Consider the following 17,669-nt stretch of genomic DNA (forward strand, 5'->3'; position numbering starts at 1 on the left):
ATGTTCTGCGCCGCCGGGCATCTGGAGGGTCGGGGCTTTCTTGGGCGAGGTGCTCAGGTGCGTGAGGAAATGGATCCACGGTCGCAGTTCGCCGAGCGGCTCCGGGCGCTGAAGGCCGCCGCCGCCGTCTCGTTCCGCGACCTGGAGATCGCCAGTGCCCGCACGCCGCGGCGGCGCGGCGACCGCCGGCCACTACGGCTGAAGCGCAGCACGATCGCCGGGATGACGAGCAGAACCCGGCCGGTGTGTCCGGAGCAGGAGCATTTCGAGGCCTTCGTGGACACCTGCCTCCGCATCGCGGCGGAGTCCGGCCGTCCGCTTCCCGGCGGCCTGGGTGAGCGCGAAGCGTGGGACGCGGCCTACCGCGAGCTGCTGCTGCGGCTGGCCGGCGTGCGCGGCGACAACCGGCTGGCGGCGGAGGCGGCCAGACGGATACAGGCGATGCCGGAGCGCGCGGCGGCGGAGCCGCCGAAGGATCCGATGGTGGAGCGGCCGCCGAAGGATCCGGAGGCCACCCGGCCGCCGAAGGGGCCGGCGGCCGGGTGGCCGTCCGAGGAGACGGTGACCGGGCTGCGGCGCGCGAACCCCGAGGCCACGATGGTCGCCGCGACCACGCCTTCGCCGTGGCGGCGCCGGGCGCCGGTGGCGGTGACGCAGGACGTCCTGGCGTCGGCCATGGAGACGCTGGCAGGGCTGGTCGACCAGCAGTGGCGGACCGAGGCGACACTGCGCTCGCTGGACGATCCCGATCCCATCCCGGTGCGATGGCGCCTCACCGGCGACGACCGTCTGATGGACCATCCGGGGAACCTCACTCCCGCCTCCCTGCTGCTCGACTCCTCCAGCGGCGACATCGCCGCCCTCGCGGGAGAGTTCCGCGCCATGCGCCGTCGCCGGCTGGTCGTTCTCGGCGGGCCGGGCACCGGCAAGACCACGCTGGCGGTCCAGCTGCTGCGCGAGCTGCTGGCCACCCGGCACGAGCACCCCGGCGAGCCGGTGCCGGTACTGCTGTCGGTGGCAGGCTGGGACACGGCGGCCTTTCCCCTCCTGCACGATTGGCTGGCCGAGCGGCTGGCTCAGGACTATCCCGCGTTACGCGCCACGGCGCTGGGCCCGGAGGCGCCCGCCACGCTCGCGGGGCGCGGGAAGATCCTGTCGGTGCTCGACGGGCTCGACGAGCTGCCCCGGCCGCGCGGGCGGAGGTCATCGTCGCGCTCAACCGCTCCATGAGCGGCGCCGACCAGCTGATCGTGACCGGTCGCACCGCCGACTACGCCGACGCGGTGCACGCGGCGGGAGACGTGCTCACCTCCGGCCTGGTGATCGAACCCGATCCCCTGTCGCCGGCCGACGCGGCGGAATACCTTCGGCGATGCCTGCCGCCGCGGCCCGGCCCCGAGTGGGAGAAGATCCTCGCCTGCCTGCGTGCCGCCCCCACGCGGCCGGCCGGGGCGATCGCCGCGCTGGCCGAGGTCACGGCCACCCCGCTCGGTCTGTGGCTGCTGCGCACCGTCTATGTCTCCCCGGCCGCCGACCCCGCGGCGCTGCTGGCCCCGGACCGTTTTCCCGATGCGGCCACGCTGCGCGCGCACCTGTTCGACCGGCTCATCCCGGCTCTCATCGAGAGCCGGCCGCCGAGCGCCCGCTCCACCGACCTGTTCAGGCCTCGCCGCGGCCACGACCCGGAACTGATGCGACGTCGCCTCGCCCGTCTGGCCCTACTGCTCACCTACCCCCGCGATCCCGACGGCTCCCCGCGCACCCGCGACCTCGCCTGGTGGCGGCTGGCCGCCGACGGCCACGTCATCACGCGGACGATCAGGCTCGTCATCGGCCTTTGCGTCATGCTGCCGATCGTGCTCACCGCCACGGTCTCGACCGTGATCGCGGATGGTGCCGCGGCCGGCCTCGCCCCCGGGCTTGGCTACGGCATGGCATTCGGCGTCATCGCCGGGTTCGTCGTCGCGTTCAGCGCGCGTTCGTGGGCGGAACAGGCGCCGGGGTTCGCCGACCTGCGCATGCGTGATCATCGGCTTCTGCCGGCGGCCAGGCCGTCGGCGGGCCTGATGCGCGGGCTCGCCGCCGGCCTGGTGATGGGGGTGATCATGTGGTCGACCACCGCGGGTCTGTTGCTGGCACTCGGCGCCGCGACGGCGTCCGGCGTCGCCGTCGGCCTGGCGTACGGCGCGGCGGTGGTGTTCACGGCCTGGGCCGAGGCCCCGAGGCCGGCGGGCCGGGCCAACTCTCCACTGACCAGCTGGCGCGCCCCACAGGCCGGCGCTGGGGGAGATGGGCCGGCGGCCGCGTCAGGGGAGGGGGTCTTCCGCCGGTCGGCCGGACTCCGGCGTGGCGGCGAGCAGCTCGGCGAACTGCTCAGGGGTGATGATCTTCACGCCGAGGCTCTCGGCCTTGGCCCGCTTGGAGCCGGCCTTGTCGCCGGCGACCAGGAGGGCGGTCTTGGCCGAGACGCTGGAGGACGCCTTGCCTCCGGCGTGCTCGATCAGCTCGTTCATCTGGGTACGCGACAGTGCCTCCAGCGGCCCGGTCATCGCGCCGGTGACGACGACGGACATCCCGGCCAGAGGCAGGGCCGCCGAGTCGACCGGCTCACCGGTGGACGGGCCGGTCGCGCCGGGCTCACCGCCGGAGGGGCGGGTGGCGCCGGGTTCGGTCATGGTGACTCCGGCCCTGACGAGCTTGTCGATGAGGTCGCTGAGCTCGGCCAGCTCGGCCACCACCACGGGCGCCTTCTCCGGGCCGATGCCCTCCACCGCCTGGATGGCCTCGGCGTCGGCCGCGCGGATGGCCTCCATCGTGCCGAAGTGCCGGGCGATGCGGCGGCTCATGGAGCGGCCGGTGCCCCGTACGCCCAGCGCGCAGAACACCCGGCTCAGTGGCTGGGACTTGGCCCGCTCGAGGGCGGCGAGCAGATTGTCGGTGCTGACCTCGCCCATGCGCTCCAGACCGAGCAGCTGGTCGCGGGTCAGGAAGAACAGGTCGGCGAAGTCGGCGATGAGCCCGGCGGCGAGCAGCTGCTGGATGCGGTTGACGGCCAGGCCCGCGATGTCGAGCTGGTCGCGGCCGACGGCGTAGCCGACGGAGGCGATCACCCGGCAGGCGCGGCCGCGCACGCACCTCCATCGCTCTTGGGAGGTGTCGATCGCGTCACCGCAGGTCGGGCAGGCCTGCGGAAACGTGATCGCCTGCTCGGCCCCGGTGCGAAGGTGCACCACCGGGGCCTCCACACGCGGGATCACATCGCCCGCCTTGTAGACGACCACGCTGTCGCCGAGCATCAGGCCGCGCCGGGTGATGTCGGCGACGTTGTGCAAAGTGGCGTAGGTGACGATGCTGCCGTCCAGCTCGACCGGTTCGAGCACGGCGCGCGGGGCGATGACGCCGGTGCGGCCGGTGTTCCACTCGACCGCGACCAGTTTGGTGATCTTCTCGGTGGGCGGCAGTTTGTAGGCGATCGCCCATCGCGGGGCGCGGGAGCCGGACCCGGCCTGGGCCTGGTCCTCGGCCAGATCGCATTTGACGACGATGCCGTCGATGCCGAACGGCAGACCGGCACGGGCGGCGGCGATCTGCTCGACGCGCTCTTGCGCCTCCTCGACGTTGGCGGCCACCATGCCCGCGACCGGCGTGCCGGCGGTGGTCTGCACCCCCTGCTCGGCGACCCAGTGCATGACCTGGCCGTGCGGCAGCTCGCGCAGCCGCGCCGCGAGCTCGGAGTCGTCGCCGGGGAGGGGGAGCGCCCCATAACCGAAGAAGGTGAGCTCGCAGACGTAGGGCCGGTCCTGGGCGCGCAGCGTGCCGGCGGCGGCGCTGCGCGGGTTGGCGAACGTCGTGCCGTCGTGCGCCGTCCGCTTGGCGCACGCCGCCTCGAACTGGGCGATGGTCATCATCACCTCGCCGCGCATCTCGACCGTGACCGGCTCGGCCAGCCGGCCGGGCAGGCCGACTATGGTGCCGATGGCGTGGCTGACGTCCTCACCCGCGACGCCGTCCCCTCTGGTGACCAGCTGGGTCAAGCGGCCGCGGCGGTAGCGCGCGGAGATCGCCAGGCCGTCCAGCTTGGGTTCGACGCTGAAGGCGGTGACCGGGCGGCCGAGCCTGCGCTCAAGGGAGGCGGCCCAGTCGGCCAGCTGCCCGGCGCCGAACACGTTGTCCAGGCTGAGCATCGGCACGGTGTGCGGGACGTCGCCGGCGACCGCGCCACCGGCGACCTTGCCCGTCGGAGAGCTCGGGAGGACCTGCCCGGGGTGGGCCCGCTCGTAGGCCGCGATGCCGCGCACCAGCCGGTCGTAGGCGTCGTCGTCCAACGTGGAGGTGCCGTCGCCGTAGTAGGCCGCGGAGGCGTCCACCGCGAGCTGGACCGCTTCGGCGTAGGCGGTCTGGTCGGCGAGAAGGGTGATCGGGGGCGCGTCGCTCATGGGTCCATCATGCCGGGCGGCACCGACAATTCCGGGCCGGGGAAAGCGGGGCTGAGCTGGGGTGTCGCCTATGCGGACGGCCCCGTCGCAGACGGGCGCGACGCCCCGCATCGGGGCAAGCGGGTCATGGCGGCCGCCAGGGAGCGAGCCGCCGGCGGCCACCCGGCATGCCGGCCTTCTCGAAGCCCCTGGCCGCCCTCGCCATGGTGTCAGTCCCCGCCGGTGTGGCGGCCGAGGAGTTCGGCGCCGATGCGGGCGAGCTCGGCTCGGACGGAGGGCGGTTCGACGACTTCGATCATCGCGCCCCAGCCGGCGAGGTGGCGGGCGATGTCCAGCGGGGTCGGCGCGCCGAGGCGGACCCGGGCACGCCCGTCGCCGGCGTCGCCGCCGGTGTGGCAGTGCCGTCCGAACTGGTCGCGCAGCACCGGCACGAACCTGGCCTCGACCAGCACGGTCGCCCAGGTGCGCGAACGCCGCAGTTCCACCTCGCCGACGACCTCGTCCCAGGCGGCGGCGAGGACGAAGTCGTCCGGGCGCTCGGCGGGCAGGCCGGTCGGCTCGGCCTCGGCGATCCGGTCGACCCGGAAGGTCCTCCGCCCGCGTTCGGTGCCCGCGAGCAGGTACCAGACGTCGTCCTTGCCGACGACGCCCCACGGGTCGACCAGCCGTTCGCCGGGCTCCCGCGCGCGGCCGGCGTAGGTGAGGCGGACCTTGCGCCGGCGGATCACGGCGGTCTGCAGCAGATCGACCATCGGCGGCCGCTCGCGGTCGCGCTCGCCCCACCGGGAGGGGTCGATCAGCGTGGCGTCCGCGGCGGCCTCGGCGTCGGCGCGGAAAGTGTGCGGCAGCGCCCGGACGAGTTTGCGCAGCGCGGCTTTGGCCTCGCCGGAGACGGCCGCGGCCGGGCCGACGAGGAGGAACAGCGCCTGCGCCTCGGCCGCCGACAGGCCGCTGAGGTCGGTGCGGGCGCCGCCGACGAGCGACCAGCCGCCGCCGCGTCCGGGCTGCGGATAGACCGGGATGCCCGCCGCTGACAGCGCCTCAAGGTCGCGGCGGGCGGTGGCGACGGACACCTCCAGCTCGGCGGCCAGCTCCGCGGCGGTCACCCTGCCACGGGCCTGCATGAGCAGCAGGACGGCCACAAGACGGTCGGCTCGCATGCCGGCAAGCCTCTCAGGAAAAGTGCTCAGTTGATGAGCACTTCAAGCGGGAGGATGGTCACACGTCACCGATCCGGGAGGGAACGACGATGATGCGCTTCGCGGACGCCGCCGGCTGGGAGCGATGGCTGGCCCGAAACCACCAGAGCGAGGACGGCGTCTGGCTGAGGATCGCCAAGAAGGGGTCGCCCGTCGCCGCGGTCACGATCGAGCAGGCGCTGGACGTCGCGCTGTGCTACGGCTGGATCGACAGCCACCGCAAGGCCCTCGACGAGCACTGCTTCCTGCAACGCTACTCGCGCCGCCGCAAGGGCGGCCCCTGGTCGCAGGCGAACGTCCGGCGGGTGGAGGCGCTGACCGCCGCCGGGCGGATGCGCCCGCCCGGCCTGGCGCAGATCGCCGCGGCCCAGGCCGACGGCCGCTGGGCGGCGGCCTACGCCGCCCAGCGCGACGCCACCGTCCCGCCGGACCTGGCGGCCGCGCTCGCCGCCAATCCGCAGGCAGCCGCCCGCTTCGAGGCGCTCGGCAAGACCGGCCGCTACCGGATGATCCTGCCGCTGCTGAACGCGAGGACCCCGGCCGGGCGCACCGCCCGCCTGAACAACGCGATCAGCAGCCTGCTGGACCGGTGAGACCGGCACGGGCGAAGACGCCGCGATGCTCGTCGTCGGCCCCGGGCCCCGGTCCCGGCCTCGCCGTGCGGCCGGCTCGCCGTCGGGTGCCGATCGTCCGCCCCCGGCCGCGCGCGTCGTGGCCGGGGGTCTCGGGGGTGCCCGTGCTCAGGTGGCGATGTCGGGATAGGGCAGGTTCATGTGCGCCAGCCGCCTGGCGTACTCCAGCTGGAACCCCATCGGCTCGTGGTCGCGCTCGAACATGGCGATGAACAGGGTCAGCGTCAGGAACGGGTGCGCGCCCAGCTCGAACAGCCGGGGGTGGTCGTGGGCGGCCAGCGCCTCCCGCTCGGCGTCCGAAAGCCGCGGCCAGGTGGAGCGTTCGCCGTCGACCGAGTTGAGGATGCGGCCCGCGTGCTCGCCCTCCCACCAGGCGACCGTGCCGGCCGGGTCCTCCCGGTAGCGCTCGACCAGCTCGGGGTCGCGGTCGACGGTGAACAGGAACTTGTTCAGCAGGTACTTGCTCACGCCGGGCCTCCCTCGGGGTACCAGGTGAAGTACGCCTCCATGGTGTGGAACAGGTCGTAGGTGTCGACGTAGTCGGCCTTGCGGCCTTCGCCGGCGACGCCCATCATCAGCATGAAGTCCATGAAGCCGTGGGTGGCGTTGCCCGGCAGGTGCAGGCTGTCCAGCGTCACCTCGGCCAGGCAGCCCTCGATGTCCCCCGAGGAGATCCACTCGACGGCCTTGCGGTCGAACTCCGGGTCGGGCCCGTGCGGGCCGAACTGGCGCGGCCCGCCGAGCTCCAGCGACAGGTGCCCGGTGCCGATCACGGCCACCCGCCTGTCCTCGGGCCAGGACTCCACCATCTCCCTGATCGTGCGGCCGAGCTGGACGAACCGCCCGGGCCGGGGCAGGGGAGGGGCGAAGATGTTGGTGTACACCGGCACGATCGGCAGGTCGTTCTGCGGGCGCAGGGTGATGATCGGGCAGGTGATCGAGTGGTCGATGCGCAGCTCGTTGGAGAACGCCAGGTCGAAACCGGCGTCCAGCCCTTCGCGCAGCATGTACGCCGACAGGTCCTCCTGGCCGGTGAACAGCATTCTCGGCAGGCCGAACTCGCGTTCCTCGTTGTACCAGTTGGCGTCGTAGAACGGGGCCTTGCCGATCAGGAACTGCGGCATGTTGTCCAGCCAGAGCTGGTGGAAGTGGTCCGAGCCGACCATGACCAGCACGTCCGGGCGCGCCTTGGTCAGCGTCTCGCGGAACGCCTCCACCTTGCGCACCCACTCGTCGGCGAACGGCGGGCGGTCCTCGCCGGTGGAGGTGCTGGCCCGGTAGTAGAAGGGATGGTGGGTGGACGCGATCACCGCGACCAGCTCAGCCATGCGAACCTCCAGTTGGATCGAAGGCGGGGGTGTAAGGCTCGGGCGCGACGGGCCGGTTGTTGAGGTCCACCGACAGGAAGATGTCGTTGCCCACGGGCCGGCGCAGCTCCTCGGCGAGCTGACCGATCAGCCCGGCGGTGCGGGCCAGCAGGGCGAAGCCGCGCAGCAGCTCCAGCGGCAGGCCGAGGTCGGCGAGCGCGGCGCCGCACACGCCGGCCCCGTTCAGCGGCAGCGTCCTGCCCAGCACTTCGGGGTGGACGCGGCCGATGGCGGCGAACAGCGACAGGTGCGGGCCGTACAGGCCCTCCTCCTCGGCGATGCTCAGCAGCCGCGGCGTGCGGGGGTCGCCCTGTTTGTGCACGTGGTGGCCGAGGCCGGGGATGAGCCGCCCCGCCGCCCGCTGGGCCCGCACCGTCGCGAGGGCGAGCGCGTCCCACCCGGCGTCGTCCGCGGGCAGCGGGCCCTCGCAGGCGGTGAGGACGTCGTTGAGGAACCGGCCGCAGTCCTCGGTGACGCCCAGGAAGCGCGACCCGCCGCCGAGCAGCCCGGCGGCCAGCGCGCCCTGGACCGAGTCGGGCGCCGATAGGTACGTCAGCCGGGTGACGATCGCGGTGGGCGTGAACCCGTGGTCGGCCAGCGCGGCCAGCACGGCCTCGAACACCCGGGTCTCCCCGCGGGTGGGCCGGCGCTGGGTGGCCAGCCAGAAGGCCAGCTCGCCGAAGCCGACCTCGCCCATGACGTCCCGCGCCAGGTCGTGGCCGAGCAGGGTGATCGACGTCGGCGACGAGGCGCCGAGGGCGGTGGGGTAGCGGGGCCGCCCGCCGTCCTCGCCGTGCTCCGGCCCGGGCGCGTCGTGCTCAGTCACGGTCGTCCTCCTGCGGGGTCGCCAGCCACGCGCGCAGTTCCTCGCCGTGCTCGTCCAGCTCGGGCGGCGGGAGCCGGTAGCCCGCGGGGGTCTCGGAGAACCGGATCGGGTGCCGCGTGGTCGGCACGGCGCGTTCGCCCTCGCCGACCTCGACGACCGGGTCGAGCCCGAACCGCTCGGCCATCGTGAAGCCGCCGTCGATGGTGTTGATCGGCCCGCTGGGCACGCCCGCCTCCACCAGCAGCTCGAACCATTCGACCGCGCCGCGCTCGGCGAGCCGCCCGGCGAGGATCGGGCGCAGCTCCTCGCGGTTCTCGGTACGGGCGGCGTTGGTCGCGAAGCGCGGGTCGCCGGCGATCTCGGGGATGCCGAGCACCTCGCACAGCTTGCGGAACTGCCCGTCGTTGCCGGCGGTGACGATGAGGTCGTTGTCGGCGGTCGGCAGCGGCTCGTAGGGGAACACGCTCGGGTGGGCGTTGCCCATGCGGTAGGGGACGACCCCGCCGGCGACGTAGGCGGAGCTGTGGTTGACCAGGCCGGTGAGCGCGGAGGACAGCAGGTTGACCTCGACGTGCTGTCCCCGCCCGGTGGCGTCGCGGTGCCGCAGCGCGGCGAGGACGCCGATCACGGCGTGGTTGCCGGCCATGACGTCGAACACCGAGATGCCCGCCCGGTACGGCGGGCCGCCGGGGTCGCCGGTGAGGCTCATCAGACCCGACATCGCCTGGACCATCAGGTCGTAGCCCGGCACCCGCCTGCCGGTGCCGGAGCCGAAGCCGCTGATGGAGGTGTACACGATGCCGGGGTTGGCGGCCGAGACGGCGCCGAAGTCCAGCCCGTACTTGGCCAGCCCGCCGGGCTTGAAGTTCTCGATCAGCACGTCGGCGCGGCGCGCCAGCTCGCGGGCCGCCCGGGCGTCGGCCTCGTCGCGCAGGTCCAGCGCGATCGACCGCTTCCCCCGGTTGACGCCGAGGTAGTAGGTGGACACGCCGTCGCGCACCGGAGGCGTCCAGGCGCGCGTGTCGTCGCCCTTCGGCCCCTCGACCTTGACGACGTCGGCGCCCATGTCGGCCAGCAGCATCGTCGCGTAGGGGCCGGCGAGGACGCGGGAGAAGTCGGCCACCAGCACGCCGGACAGCGGCCCGCCCCCGGCCGGCCTCTCCTGCGCGGCGTCCAGTGTCATACGGCCTCACCCTCCCGCCCATGTGACGGACAGATGTCCGCTGGCGTGATTCTGGCATAGCCATGCCTGGCCGTACAGGTGCGAAATCCGCGTGAAACACGCCCTTGACACACGGTCTCCCGGTCATCACAGTGGCGAAGCAAACGAGGTGACCGTACAGCGGACAATGGTTCGGAAAATCTGCCCGTGCCCGCGTTCGGTCGGTAAGGAGCTCACCAATGAACGAGCGGACCGGGTTCGAGCCGGGACGGCCCGTCGTCCTGCGCGGCGGCACGGTGCTGCCGATGGACGGCGCGCACCAGGTGCTCGAACGCGCGGACGTCCTGGTCGCCGGCGACCGGATCGCCGCGGTGGGGCCGGACCTGGCGGTGCCCGGCGACGCCGCCGTGATCGACGCCACCGGCGGCATCGTCATGCCGGGCATGATCGACACCCACCGGCACATGTGGCAGACCGTCATGCGCGGCTACGGCGCCGACTGGACGCTCACCCAGTACTTCGTCTGGTACTACCTGGAGCACGGCAGGCTGTTCCGCCCCGAGGACGTCCACGCCGGCAACCTGCTCGGCGCCATAGAGGCGATCGACGCCGGCGTGACCACCGTCGTCGACTGGTCGCACGGCCTGCGGACCGTCGACCACGCCGACGCCGCCGTCGACGCGCTGCGCTCGGTGCCCGGGCGCTTCGTGCTCGCCTACGGCAACATCCAGCGGCCGCCCGCCGAGTGGACCGCCGCGCCGGAGTTCCGTGACTTCGTGAGCCGTATCTCCGGCGACGACATGCTGGGCTTCCAGCTCGCCTTCGACGTCACCGGCGACCCGGCCTTCCCCGAGAAGCCCGCCTTCGAGGCCGCCCGCGAGCTCGGCGTCGCGGTCACCACCCACGCCGGCGTCTGGGGCGCCACCGGCGACGACGGCATCCGGCTGATGTACGACCACGGCCACATGACCCCCGAGACGGTGTACGTGCACGCCGCCTCGCTGTCGGCCGACTCCTACCACCGCATCGCCGCCACCGGCGGCTCGATCTCGGTGTCGACCGAGAGCGAGCAGAGCGCCGGGCAGGGCTACCCGCCCACCTGGGCCATCCGCGCCCACGGCATCCCGGTGTCGCTGTCGATGGACACCTCCGTGTGGTGGAGCGGCGACCTGTTCTCGGCCATGCGCACCACGCTCGGCGCCGACCGCTCCCGCGAGCACATGCAGGCGCACGCCAAGGGCGGCACCGTCACCCATTCGGGCCTGCGCGCCGAGCACGTCGTCGGCTGGGCCACCCGCGGCGGGGCCCGCGCCATCGGCCGCGACCACGACCTCGGCAGCCTCGAAGCCGGCAAGAAGGCCGACATCGTGCTGATCAAGAACGACGCCTCGCCCGTCTCCTTCCCGCTGCTCAACCCGTTCGGCCACGTCGCCTTCCAGGCGCAGCGCGGGGATGTGCACACCGTCCTGGTCGACGGCCGGGTGGTCAAGCACGAGCACCGGCTGGTCGGCGTCGACCTCGCGGCCGCCCGCCGCGAGGTCGAGCGGACGGTCGAGCACCTGCGGGAGAGCATGGGCGAGGAGGCCTGGCAGAAGGGGATGAACCCCGACATCCCCGAGACGACCATCCTCGACAATCCCTACACCTACACCGACTACCACAGCGCCTCGACGCACACCCGGTGAACCCGGCGGCCACCCCCGCCGCGGCGGGGGTGGCCGATACGCCCGGGATCGCCGCCAGGCGGACAGACGGCCACGCGGGCGGTCTAGAGTCGGACCAGTGGATCCGAGCAGGAGAGGGCGCTTCATGGCACGTGGCGACACCGGACCGGACTTCATCGAGGCGCTGGCCCGCGGTCTGGACGTCATCAGGGCCTTCCAGCCGGGGCGCCCCGTCATGTCGCTGACCGAGGTCGCCGCCGCCACCGGGCTGGCCCGGCCGACCGCGCGCCGCATCCTGCTCACCCTGCGCGAGCTCGGGTACGCGAGAGTCGAGGAACGCGGCTTCGCGCTCACCCCGCGCGTGCTGGAGCTCGGCGTGTCCTACGTGCGCTCGATGGGGCTGTGGGAGGTCGCCCGGCCCCACCTCGAACGGCTGGTCGCCCAGACGCACGAGTCCTCCTCCATCGCCCAGCTCGACGGCTCCGACATCGTCTACGTCGCGCGGGTGGCCGTCCCCAAGATCGTCGCTCTGTCGGTGCAGATCGGCACCCGGTTCCCCGCCCTGCAGACCTCCCTCGGCAAGGTGCTGCTCGCCTCGCTGCCGCCCGCCGAGGTCGAACGCGTCCTGGCGCAGCCCAGCAGGTCGGGCATCCAGTCGCGCTGGCAGCCGACCCCACAGGAGCGCGAGGCGGCCCTGCGCGCCGTGCGCGCCCGCGGGTGGGCGCTGACCGACGAGCAACTCGCCCCCGGCATCCGCTCGGTGGCCGCGCCGTTGCGCGACGGCCTCGGCAACGTCATCGCCGCGGTCAACGTCAACGCGCACGCCGCCGAGACCTCGGTGGACAAGCTCACCGAGGAGCACCTGCCCCTGCTGCTGAAGACCGCCGGCGCCATCAGCACCGACTGGTCCCTGTACGACACCGTCCCCCACGTCACCGCTTCCTGACCGCTTCGCCACCCGGGCCGGAGATGCCGTGCGGTTGCCGGTATTAGTACGCAGACAGGGGAGGGCGGCGGGGCGTTCCATGAGTGCGGCGGGCCCACGGGTGCGGGGAACACGGTTCACGGGGGTCACGCCGGCGGAGTTCTCGAGACGGCCCTGACACGGTGCTGGGGAGCACGTGAGGGCCGCACGCTGACGAACGGGGATCCATGATGGGCGTTTCCTGCTGCCCTGCGTACGTCATCTGGGACGTCACCTACGCCTGCCCGCTGCGGTGCGTGCACTGCTATTCGGAGTCGGGGCGGCGGGAGTCTCGCCGGCTCGGCCTCGACGGCATGCTGCGCGTCGCGGACGCGCTCGCGGAGCTGAAACCCGAGGGGGTGGCCCTGGCGGGGGGAGAGCCGCTCGCCGTCCGGGGCATCGTGCGCGTCGCCGAGCGGCTCTCCCGCGCCGGCGTGCCGGTGACCCTCTACACGGGCGGGTGGTCGCTGCGGCCGGCGATGGCGCGCGAGCTGGCCCGGGTGTGCGCCCAGGTCACCGTGAGCCTCGACGGCGCCACGGCCGCGGTGCACGACCGGGTCCGAGGACGCGCCGGGTCCTTCCAGCGGGCGATGAACGCCCTGGGCGTCCTCGACGCCACGGTCGACGGCGCCGGCCGGGCCGGGCCGGGCGGGCCGCGGGCGGGTGGAGAGTTCCGGTTCGGCATCGACTGCACGCTCGTGCGGAGCAACTTCGGCCAGATGGAGGAGCTGTGCACGGCCATCGCGCCCCGCTTCCCCCGGATGGACTTCCTGGCCTTCGGCGCCGCGGTGCCCTCGGGGCTCGCCAGCCGGCCCGGGTTCGCCGTCCATGAGCTGCTCACCGACGACCAGGCCGGCCGGCTGTCCGACCCCGATCTGATGAGCCGCCTGCGCGACCTCGCCCCGGCCTCGGTGCGGGTCACCATGACCGACAACCGCGTCCTGCAGATGCACCCCGAATGGGTGGCGGCGGGGAAGGTCCTTTCCGCCATGCAGATCGAGCCGGACGGCGCCGTGCGGGCCATGCCGATGTACGAGGGCACCGTCGGCAACGTGCTGACCGAGCCCGTCACCGTGCTGTGGGAGCGGGCCGTCGCCCGCTGGGACGACCCGTTCGTGACCGCGGAGCTGTCCGGCGTGCGCACCATGGCCGAATGGGCACGCGCCACCCGGCGGATCGACGGCCGCTTCGGCTCGCCTGAGACGCGCGAGCGCATCGCCCGCCGCCCGGACCTCGCCGCGCCGGTCGCAGGGGGCTCGCCGCCTCGCCGTCCCCGCCCGCCGGTCCACCTGGTCCCGGGGGAGGCCTCGTGAACGCCCGTCAGGGGACACCGGACGCCGTGCACCTGCCGCCGGGGAACAGGCCCGTCCCGCCGCCGGTGAACGGCACCGGCTCGTCGCCGAGGCACGAGGCCGTCCCGCCGCCGGTGAACGCCGCCGGTCCATCGCCGGGGTACGGGGCCGGCCCGGTGACGGCCGGAGCGGCGGGCACCAGCACCGTCTTGTCCGGCCCGTCGGCGGGTGCCGGCGTCGTTCTGCCCGGCCCGTCAGCGGGAGCTGGCACCGTCTTGTCCGGCCCGTCGGCGGGTGCCGGGGCCGTTCTGCCTGGCCCGTCAGCGGGTGCGGGTGTCGTCCTGCCCGGCCCGTCAGCGGGCGACGGACCAGCACGCGGCGACGTGACCGGCGAGACGATCCTGCCGGACATCGTCCGGGCCGTGCTCGCGCGGGAGGGCGCCGGCGGCTGGCGCGTCGAGCCCGGCGAGTTCTGGTGTTCGGTGCGGCGCGAGGCCGGCTCCCGGGCACAGGGATGGAAGCTGCACCTGTCCGCCACCCCGCTGTCGGCCCCGCTGGTGCTCGGCAGGGCCGCCGCGGTGCTGGCGCGGCACGGCTGCCCCTTCAAGTTCGCCGGCACCCTGGAACGGGTGGCCGAGTTGACCTCGCCGCGCTACGACCGCGCCGGGGGCGGCAAGTTCATCACCGCCTACCCGGACGTGGACGACGAGCGATTACGCGAGCTGGCCGGGGAACTGCACCGCGCGACCGAAGGGCTGCCCGGGCCGGGGATCCTCTCCGACCGCCCCTACCGTCCCGGGAGCCTGGTGCACTACCGGTACGGGGCCTTCCGCGGCCTGGTGATGCTCGGCAACGACGGCTCGCGCGAGGCGATGCTCGTCGCCCCGGACGGATCCCTGGTCCTCGACGAGCGCAAGCCCTGGTACAGCCCGCCGCCCTGGGCGCCCCGCGACCCCTTCGTTCCCTCCCAGACCGCACCAGGGGGACCGAGGACGCCGCCGGCACGCCCGGCCCCGCCGGCGCCCGCGTCCGCTGCGCCGGCAGCGGCCCCGGCGGTCATGGCACCGGCGGGGGAGCCGTCGGAAAGGGACGGCGGGACCGTCGCGGCGGTGCTGCTTGGAGGGCGGTACGTCGTCCGCAAGGCGATCCGCCACGCGCTCAAAGGCGGGGTGTTCGAGGCCGTCGACGACCGAACCGGCGCGCCGGTGATCGTAAAGCAGGCCCGCAGGCACGTGGGAGCGACCCCCGGCGGCCTGGACGTCCGTGACACGCTCCGCCACGAGGCGGCCATGCTGGAGCTGATGGAGCCATCCGGCGTCACGCCGCTGACCGGAGGCCTGTTCGAGCAGCAGGGCGACCTGTTCCTCGTGCAGCAGTCGATCGCCGGGGTCACCCTGCGCGAATGGGTCCACGCGAACACGGCCTTCGGCGAGGACGGCCTCTGGGGCCCGCCTCCCGCCGACGCCCAGCGCCTCGCCTCGGAGCTGGCCCGCCTTGTGGCGCTCGTCCACGCCCAGGGGCTGGTGCTTCAGGACTTCAACCCCAACAACGTGATGGTCACCGAGGACGGCGGCCTGCGGCTCATCGACCTCGAACTGCTCGCCCGTCCCGGCGAGCCGGCGATGCGAGCCTGCACCCCCGGCTACGGCGCCCCCGAGCAGGGGGCGCGGCCAGGGTACGGTCCCGCCCCCGAGCTGTCGGCCGACCTGTACGGGCTGGGCGCGACGCTGTTCCACCTGGCCACCGGCGCCGACCCGCACCTGCCCGCCGACGACCCGCCGGGACGGACCTCGCGCGGGCGCCTCGGGGCCTGGCTCGCCCACATGTCCCGCGGCAACCCCGCCGCCGCCCGCCTGGCCCCGCTCATTCTCGCCCTGCTGGAGGAGGATCCCGGCCGCCGCCCCGCCCTCGGCCTCGTCCGGCGCACCCTAGCCTCCCCGCCCGCCTCCACCGCCCCGCCCGCCTCGGCCGGCGGCCCCGCGGCACCCGCTGATCCCCCACTGGCCGATGGCCCCGCCTCGGCCAGTGGCCCCGCCCTGGCCGGTGACTCCGCCTCGGCCGGCGGCCCCGCCTTGTTCGTTGCTCCCGCGCCGTCCGGCGTTCCCTCCTGGGCCGCAGTTCCGCCCGCGCGCATCGGGCCGGACGAGTCCGGTCGGGCGGACATCGGGCAGGGGGAGGACGATCTCGGGAGGCTGCTGGACGACGGGCTCGCGCACCTGGTCGCGTCCATGAACCCCTCGGATCCGGAACGGCTGTGGCCGACCGGGGGATTCGGCCGATCCACCGACCCCTTCAACGTCCAGCACGGCGCCGCCGGCGTGCTCGGCGTGCTGGTCCGGGCGTACGAGGCCCGGCCGGACCCGGAACTGCGCGAAGCGGTGGCCGCCGCGGCCGGCTGGATCGGCCGCCGGGTGCTGCGCGAGCCGCGCATGCTGCCCGGGCTGTACTTCGGCCGCTCGGGCACGGCATGGGCCCTGCTGGAGGCCGGCCGGGTGCTCGGCGACGAGGAGCTGGATCGGCTCGCCGCCGACCTGGCCCTGCGGGTTCCGGTGCGCTGGCCCAATCCCGACATCTGCCATGGCATGGCGGGCGCCGGTATGACCCAGCTGCGCTTCTGGGAGGTCACCGGGCGGGAGGTCTTCCTGTCCCGGGCGCGGCAGGCCGCCGCGTCGGTCGCGGAGGCCGCCGTGCGCGTGGACGGGCGCCTGCTGTGGCCCGTCCCGCGGGACTTCGCCTCCACCCTGGCGGGCCTCACGCACTACGGCTTCGCCCACGGCGTCGCCGGGACCGGCGCCTTTCTGCTCGCCGCCGGACGGGCGCTGGGCGAGCCGGCCTATGGGGAACTGGCGGCCGAGGCGGCCGGCACGCTCACCCGCGTCGCGCGCGTAGAGGACGACGCCGCGTACTGGCCGAGCGGCGAGGGCGACGACCGGCTGCTGACGCACTGGTGCAGCGGATCCTCCGGCGTCGGGACGTTCCTGGTGCGGATGTGGCGGGAGACGGGCGATGAGACGCTCCTGCGGCTGGTGTCCGGCGCCGCGGTCGCGATCCATCGCTCCCGGTGGCACGCCGACACCGGCCAGTGCCACGGCCTGTCAGGCGACGCGGAGTTCCTGCTGGACCTCGCCCAGGCGGGCGCCGGTGAACGCCACCGCGGGTGGGCCCTCGACCTGGCCACCGCGATATATCTGCGCCACGCCCTGCGGGACGGGCGCATGGTCATCGCCCCGGACAAGGGCACCCAGGTGTTCGCCGACTTCAACGTCGGCCTGTCCGGAGTGGTGGCCCTGCTGCTGAGGCTGCGCGACGGCGGGCCCCGCATGTGGCTGCCGGAAGTCCTCGCCGGCCCGGCCGCTCCCTGATCGTCCGCGCCCGATCACCCGGCCAGGTGCGGCCGGGGGGCGCGGCGGACCGACCATGCCCTCATGAACGGGAGAGGAGGTGATCAACGATGGAGATCGACGTGAACGCCTTGCAGGCGCTGCCGGAGTCGCAGCCCCGCTCCGGGCGGTGGCCGTGCTGGGAGACCATTCCCTGCTGCTACTCGGTCACCGGCGACACCAACGCCTGAGCCCGCGCCCGCCCCTCCGGCCCCGTGTCCGGCGCCATCACGACGGCCGCGGAGGCGGAGGACGACGCGCGGCACGACACATCCGGGGCACACGCCCCACCTGGGGCGTGGCCCGCACCGAGGAGGACGACCGTGACCATGGAGACCGACGTCCGGGCGCTGCAGGCCCTGCCGGCGAGCCGCCCGGACACCGGCCGGTGGCCCTGTCAGGACACCTGCATGTACGACACGGCCTGCAACTGGACGTGGTAAGACGGGGCGGGCGGCCACCGGGCCGCCCGCCCCGCGCTCAACGGGTTCAAGCACGGCGGAAGCTGGGGACGACGGGAGCCGGCGGCTTAGGACGCCGGGGGCCCGGACGAGAGCGCCGCCCACGGTTCCGCCCGTGTCGATCGCAATGGCGAACCACCCCTTTCCAGCCGTTCACGCGTCCTAATCAGTGTTAGCGAGTCGCCTTGCGGCAGACTCGGTGTTGGTAGCCGTCCGGTGGGTGAGCACTTGCGTGTCCTGGACTTCGAGTCCTGCCGAAAGACAGTGCCCCCGCTGGTTGGCCGGG

At 73.9% G+C, this 17,669-nt stretch carries 16 protein-coding genes; 7 read left to right on the top strand and 9 right to left on the bottom strand.

Annotated features, from left to right (window positions below; translation table 11 throughout):
• Positions 1–57: 57 nt before the first annotated feature.
• Positions 58–1,230 carry a hypothetical protein gene (locus ACFO60_RS37285; protein WP_380850951.1) on the top strand — a complete coding sequence of 391 codons (1,173 nt, stop codon included), beginning with the start codon at positions 58–60 and terminating at the stop codon, positions 1,228–1,230.
• 488 nt (positions 1,231–1,718) lie between these two features.
• On the opposite strand, the gene ACFO60_RS37290 is transcribed toward ACFO60_RS37285, so the two are convergent.
• The 4 genes from ACFO60_RS37290 to ACFO60_RS37305 form a co-directional block, all read right to left on the bottom strand.
• Positions 1,719–2,030, bottom strand: coding sequence for a hypothetical protein (locus tag ACFO60_RS37290; protein WP_380850953.1), 312 nt, complete (start codon positions 2,028–2,030; stop codon positions 1,719–1,721).
• Positions 2,027–2,242, bottom strand: a complete 216-nt coding sequence (locus ACFO60_RS37295) for a hypothetical protein (protein WP_380850956.1) — start codon at positions 2,240–2,242, stop codon at positions 2,027–2,029. Before ACFO60_RS37295 ends, ACFO60_RS37290 begins: the two co-directional genes overlap by 4 nt.
• Positions 2,243–2,306: 64 nt before the next feature.
• Entirely contained in the window at positions 2,307–4,436 is a 2,130-nt protein-coding gene (gene ligA / locus ACFO60_RS37300; protein WP_380850959.1) for an NAD-dependent DNA ligase LigA, read from the bottom strand.
• A gap of 209 nt (positions 4,437–4,645) precedes the next feature.
• Complete coding sequence (locus tag ACFO60_RS37305) at positions 4,646–5,596, bottom strand: helix-turn-helix transcriptional regulator (protein WP_380850961.1); 951 nt, start codon at positions 5,594–5,596, stop codon at positions 4,646–4,648.
• Between the two features lie 89 nt (positions 5,597–5,685).
• Here ACFO60_RS37305 and ACFO60_RS37310 point away from each other — a divergent pair, with 89 nt between their 5' ends.
• A complete protein-coding gene (locus ACFO60_RS37310; protein ID WP_380850963.1) occupies positions 5,686–6,228 on the top strand; it encodes a YdeI/OmpD-associated family protein in 543 nt (180 codons plus the stop codon).
• A 147-nt stretch (positions 6,229–6,375) separates the two neighbouring features.
• Here the strand turns inward: ACFO60_RS37310 and ACFO60_RS37315 are convergent, their stop codons facing one another.
• The 4 genes from ACFO60_RS37315 to ACFO60_RS37330 are packed head-to-tail and all read right to left on the bottom strand — an operon-like array spanning position 6,376 to position 9,643.
• The gene (locus ACFO60_RS37315; RefSeq protein ID WP_380850965.1) at positions 6,376–6,735 is read right to left on the bottom strand and encodes a hypothetical protein; all 360 of its coding nucleotides are present in this window, start codon (positions 6,733–6,735) and stop codon (positions 6,376–6,378) included.
• Positions 6,732–7,595, bottom strand: coding sequence for a DODA-type extradiol aromatic ring-opening family dioxygenase (locus ACFO60_RS37320; protein WP_380850967.1), 864 nt, complete (start codon positions 7,593–7,595; stop codon positions 6,732–6,734). Before ACFO60_RS37320 ends, ACFO60_RS37315 begins: the two co-directional genes overlap by 4 nt.
• The gene (locus tag ACFO60_RS37325) at positions 7,588–8,460 is read right to left on the bottom strand and encodes a citryl-CoA lyase (protein WP_380850969.1); all 873 of its coding nucleotides are present in this window, start codon (positions 8,458–8,460) and stop codon (positions 7,588–7,590) included. The genes ACFO60_RS37320 and ACFO60_RS37325 overlap by 8 nt, the downstream gene beginning before the upstream one ends.
• Positions 8,453–9,643 carry a CaiB/BaiF CoA transferase family protein gene (locus ACFO60_RS37330; protein ID WP_380850972.1) on the bottom strand — a complete coding sequence of 397 codons (1,191 nt, stop codon included), beginning with the start codon at positions 9,641–9,643 and terminating at the stop codon, positions 8,453–8,455. Before ACFO60_RS37330 ends, ACFO60_RS37325 begins: the two co-directional genes overlap by 8 nt.
• 218 nt (positions 9,644–9,861) lie before the next feature.
• Between ACFO60_RS37330 and ACFO60_RS37335 the strand changes: the two genes are divergently transcribed.
• From ACFO60_RS37335 to ACFO60_RS37345, 3 genes are all read left to right on the top strand, one after another.
• Positions 9,862–11,307 (top strand): amidohydrolase family protein, encoded by a 1,446-nt coding sequence (locus ACFO60_RS37335; RefSeq protein WP_380850975.1) that lies wholly within the window; start codon positions 9,862–9,864, stop codon positions 11,305–11,307.
• Positions 11,308–11,431: 124 nt separating this feature from the next.
• Entirely contained in the window at positions 11,432–12,232 is an 801-nt protein-coding gene (locus tag ACFO60_RS37340; RefSeq protein ID WP_380850978.1) for an IclR family transcriptional regulator domain-containing protein, read from the top strand.
• Positions 12,233–12,438: 206 nt separating this feature from the next.
• Positions 12,439–13,563, top strand: coding sequence for a radical SAM protein (locus ACFO60_RS37345; protein WP_380850981.1), 1,125 nt, complete (start codon positions 12,439–12,441; stop codon positions 13,561–13,563).
• Between the two features lie 7 nt (positions 13,564–13,570).
• On the opposite strand, the gene ACFO60_RS37350 is transcribed toward ACFO60_RS37345, so the two are convergent.
• Complete coding sequence (locus tag ACFO60_RS37350; RefSeq protein WP_380850984.1) at positions 13,571–13,813, bottom strand: hypothetical protein; 243 nt, start codon at positions 13,811–13,813, stop codon at positions 13,571–13,573.
• Between the two features lie 112 nt (positions 13,814–13,925).
• On the opposite strand from ACFO60_RS37350, the gene lanL reads away from it, so the two are divergent.
• The gene (lanL, locus tag ACFO60_RS37355; RefSeq protein WP_380850987.1) at positions 13,926–16,904 is read left to right on the top strand and encodes a class IV lanthionine synthetase LanL; all 2,979 of its coding nucleotides are present in this window, start codon (positions 13,926–13,928) and stop codon (positions 16,902–16,904) included.
• A gap of 89 nt (positions 16,905–16,993) precedes the next feature.
• Positions 16,994–17,113 carry an ALQxL family class IV lanthipeptide gene (locus tag ACFO60_RS37360; RefSeq protein WP_380850990.1) on the top strand — a complete coding sequence of 40 codons (120 nt, stop codon included), beginning with the start codon at positions 16,994–16,996 and terminating at the stop codon, positions 17,111–17,113.
• Positions 17,114–17,669 lie beyond the last annotated feature (556 nt).

It is taken from the genome of Sphaerisporangium dianthi (assembly GCF_042654065.1).
GTDB lineage: Bacteria > Actinomycetota > Actinomycetes > Streptosporangiales > Streptosporangiaceae > Sphaerisporangium > Sphaerisporangium dianthi.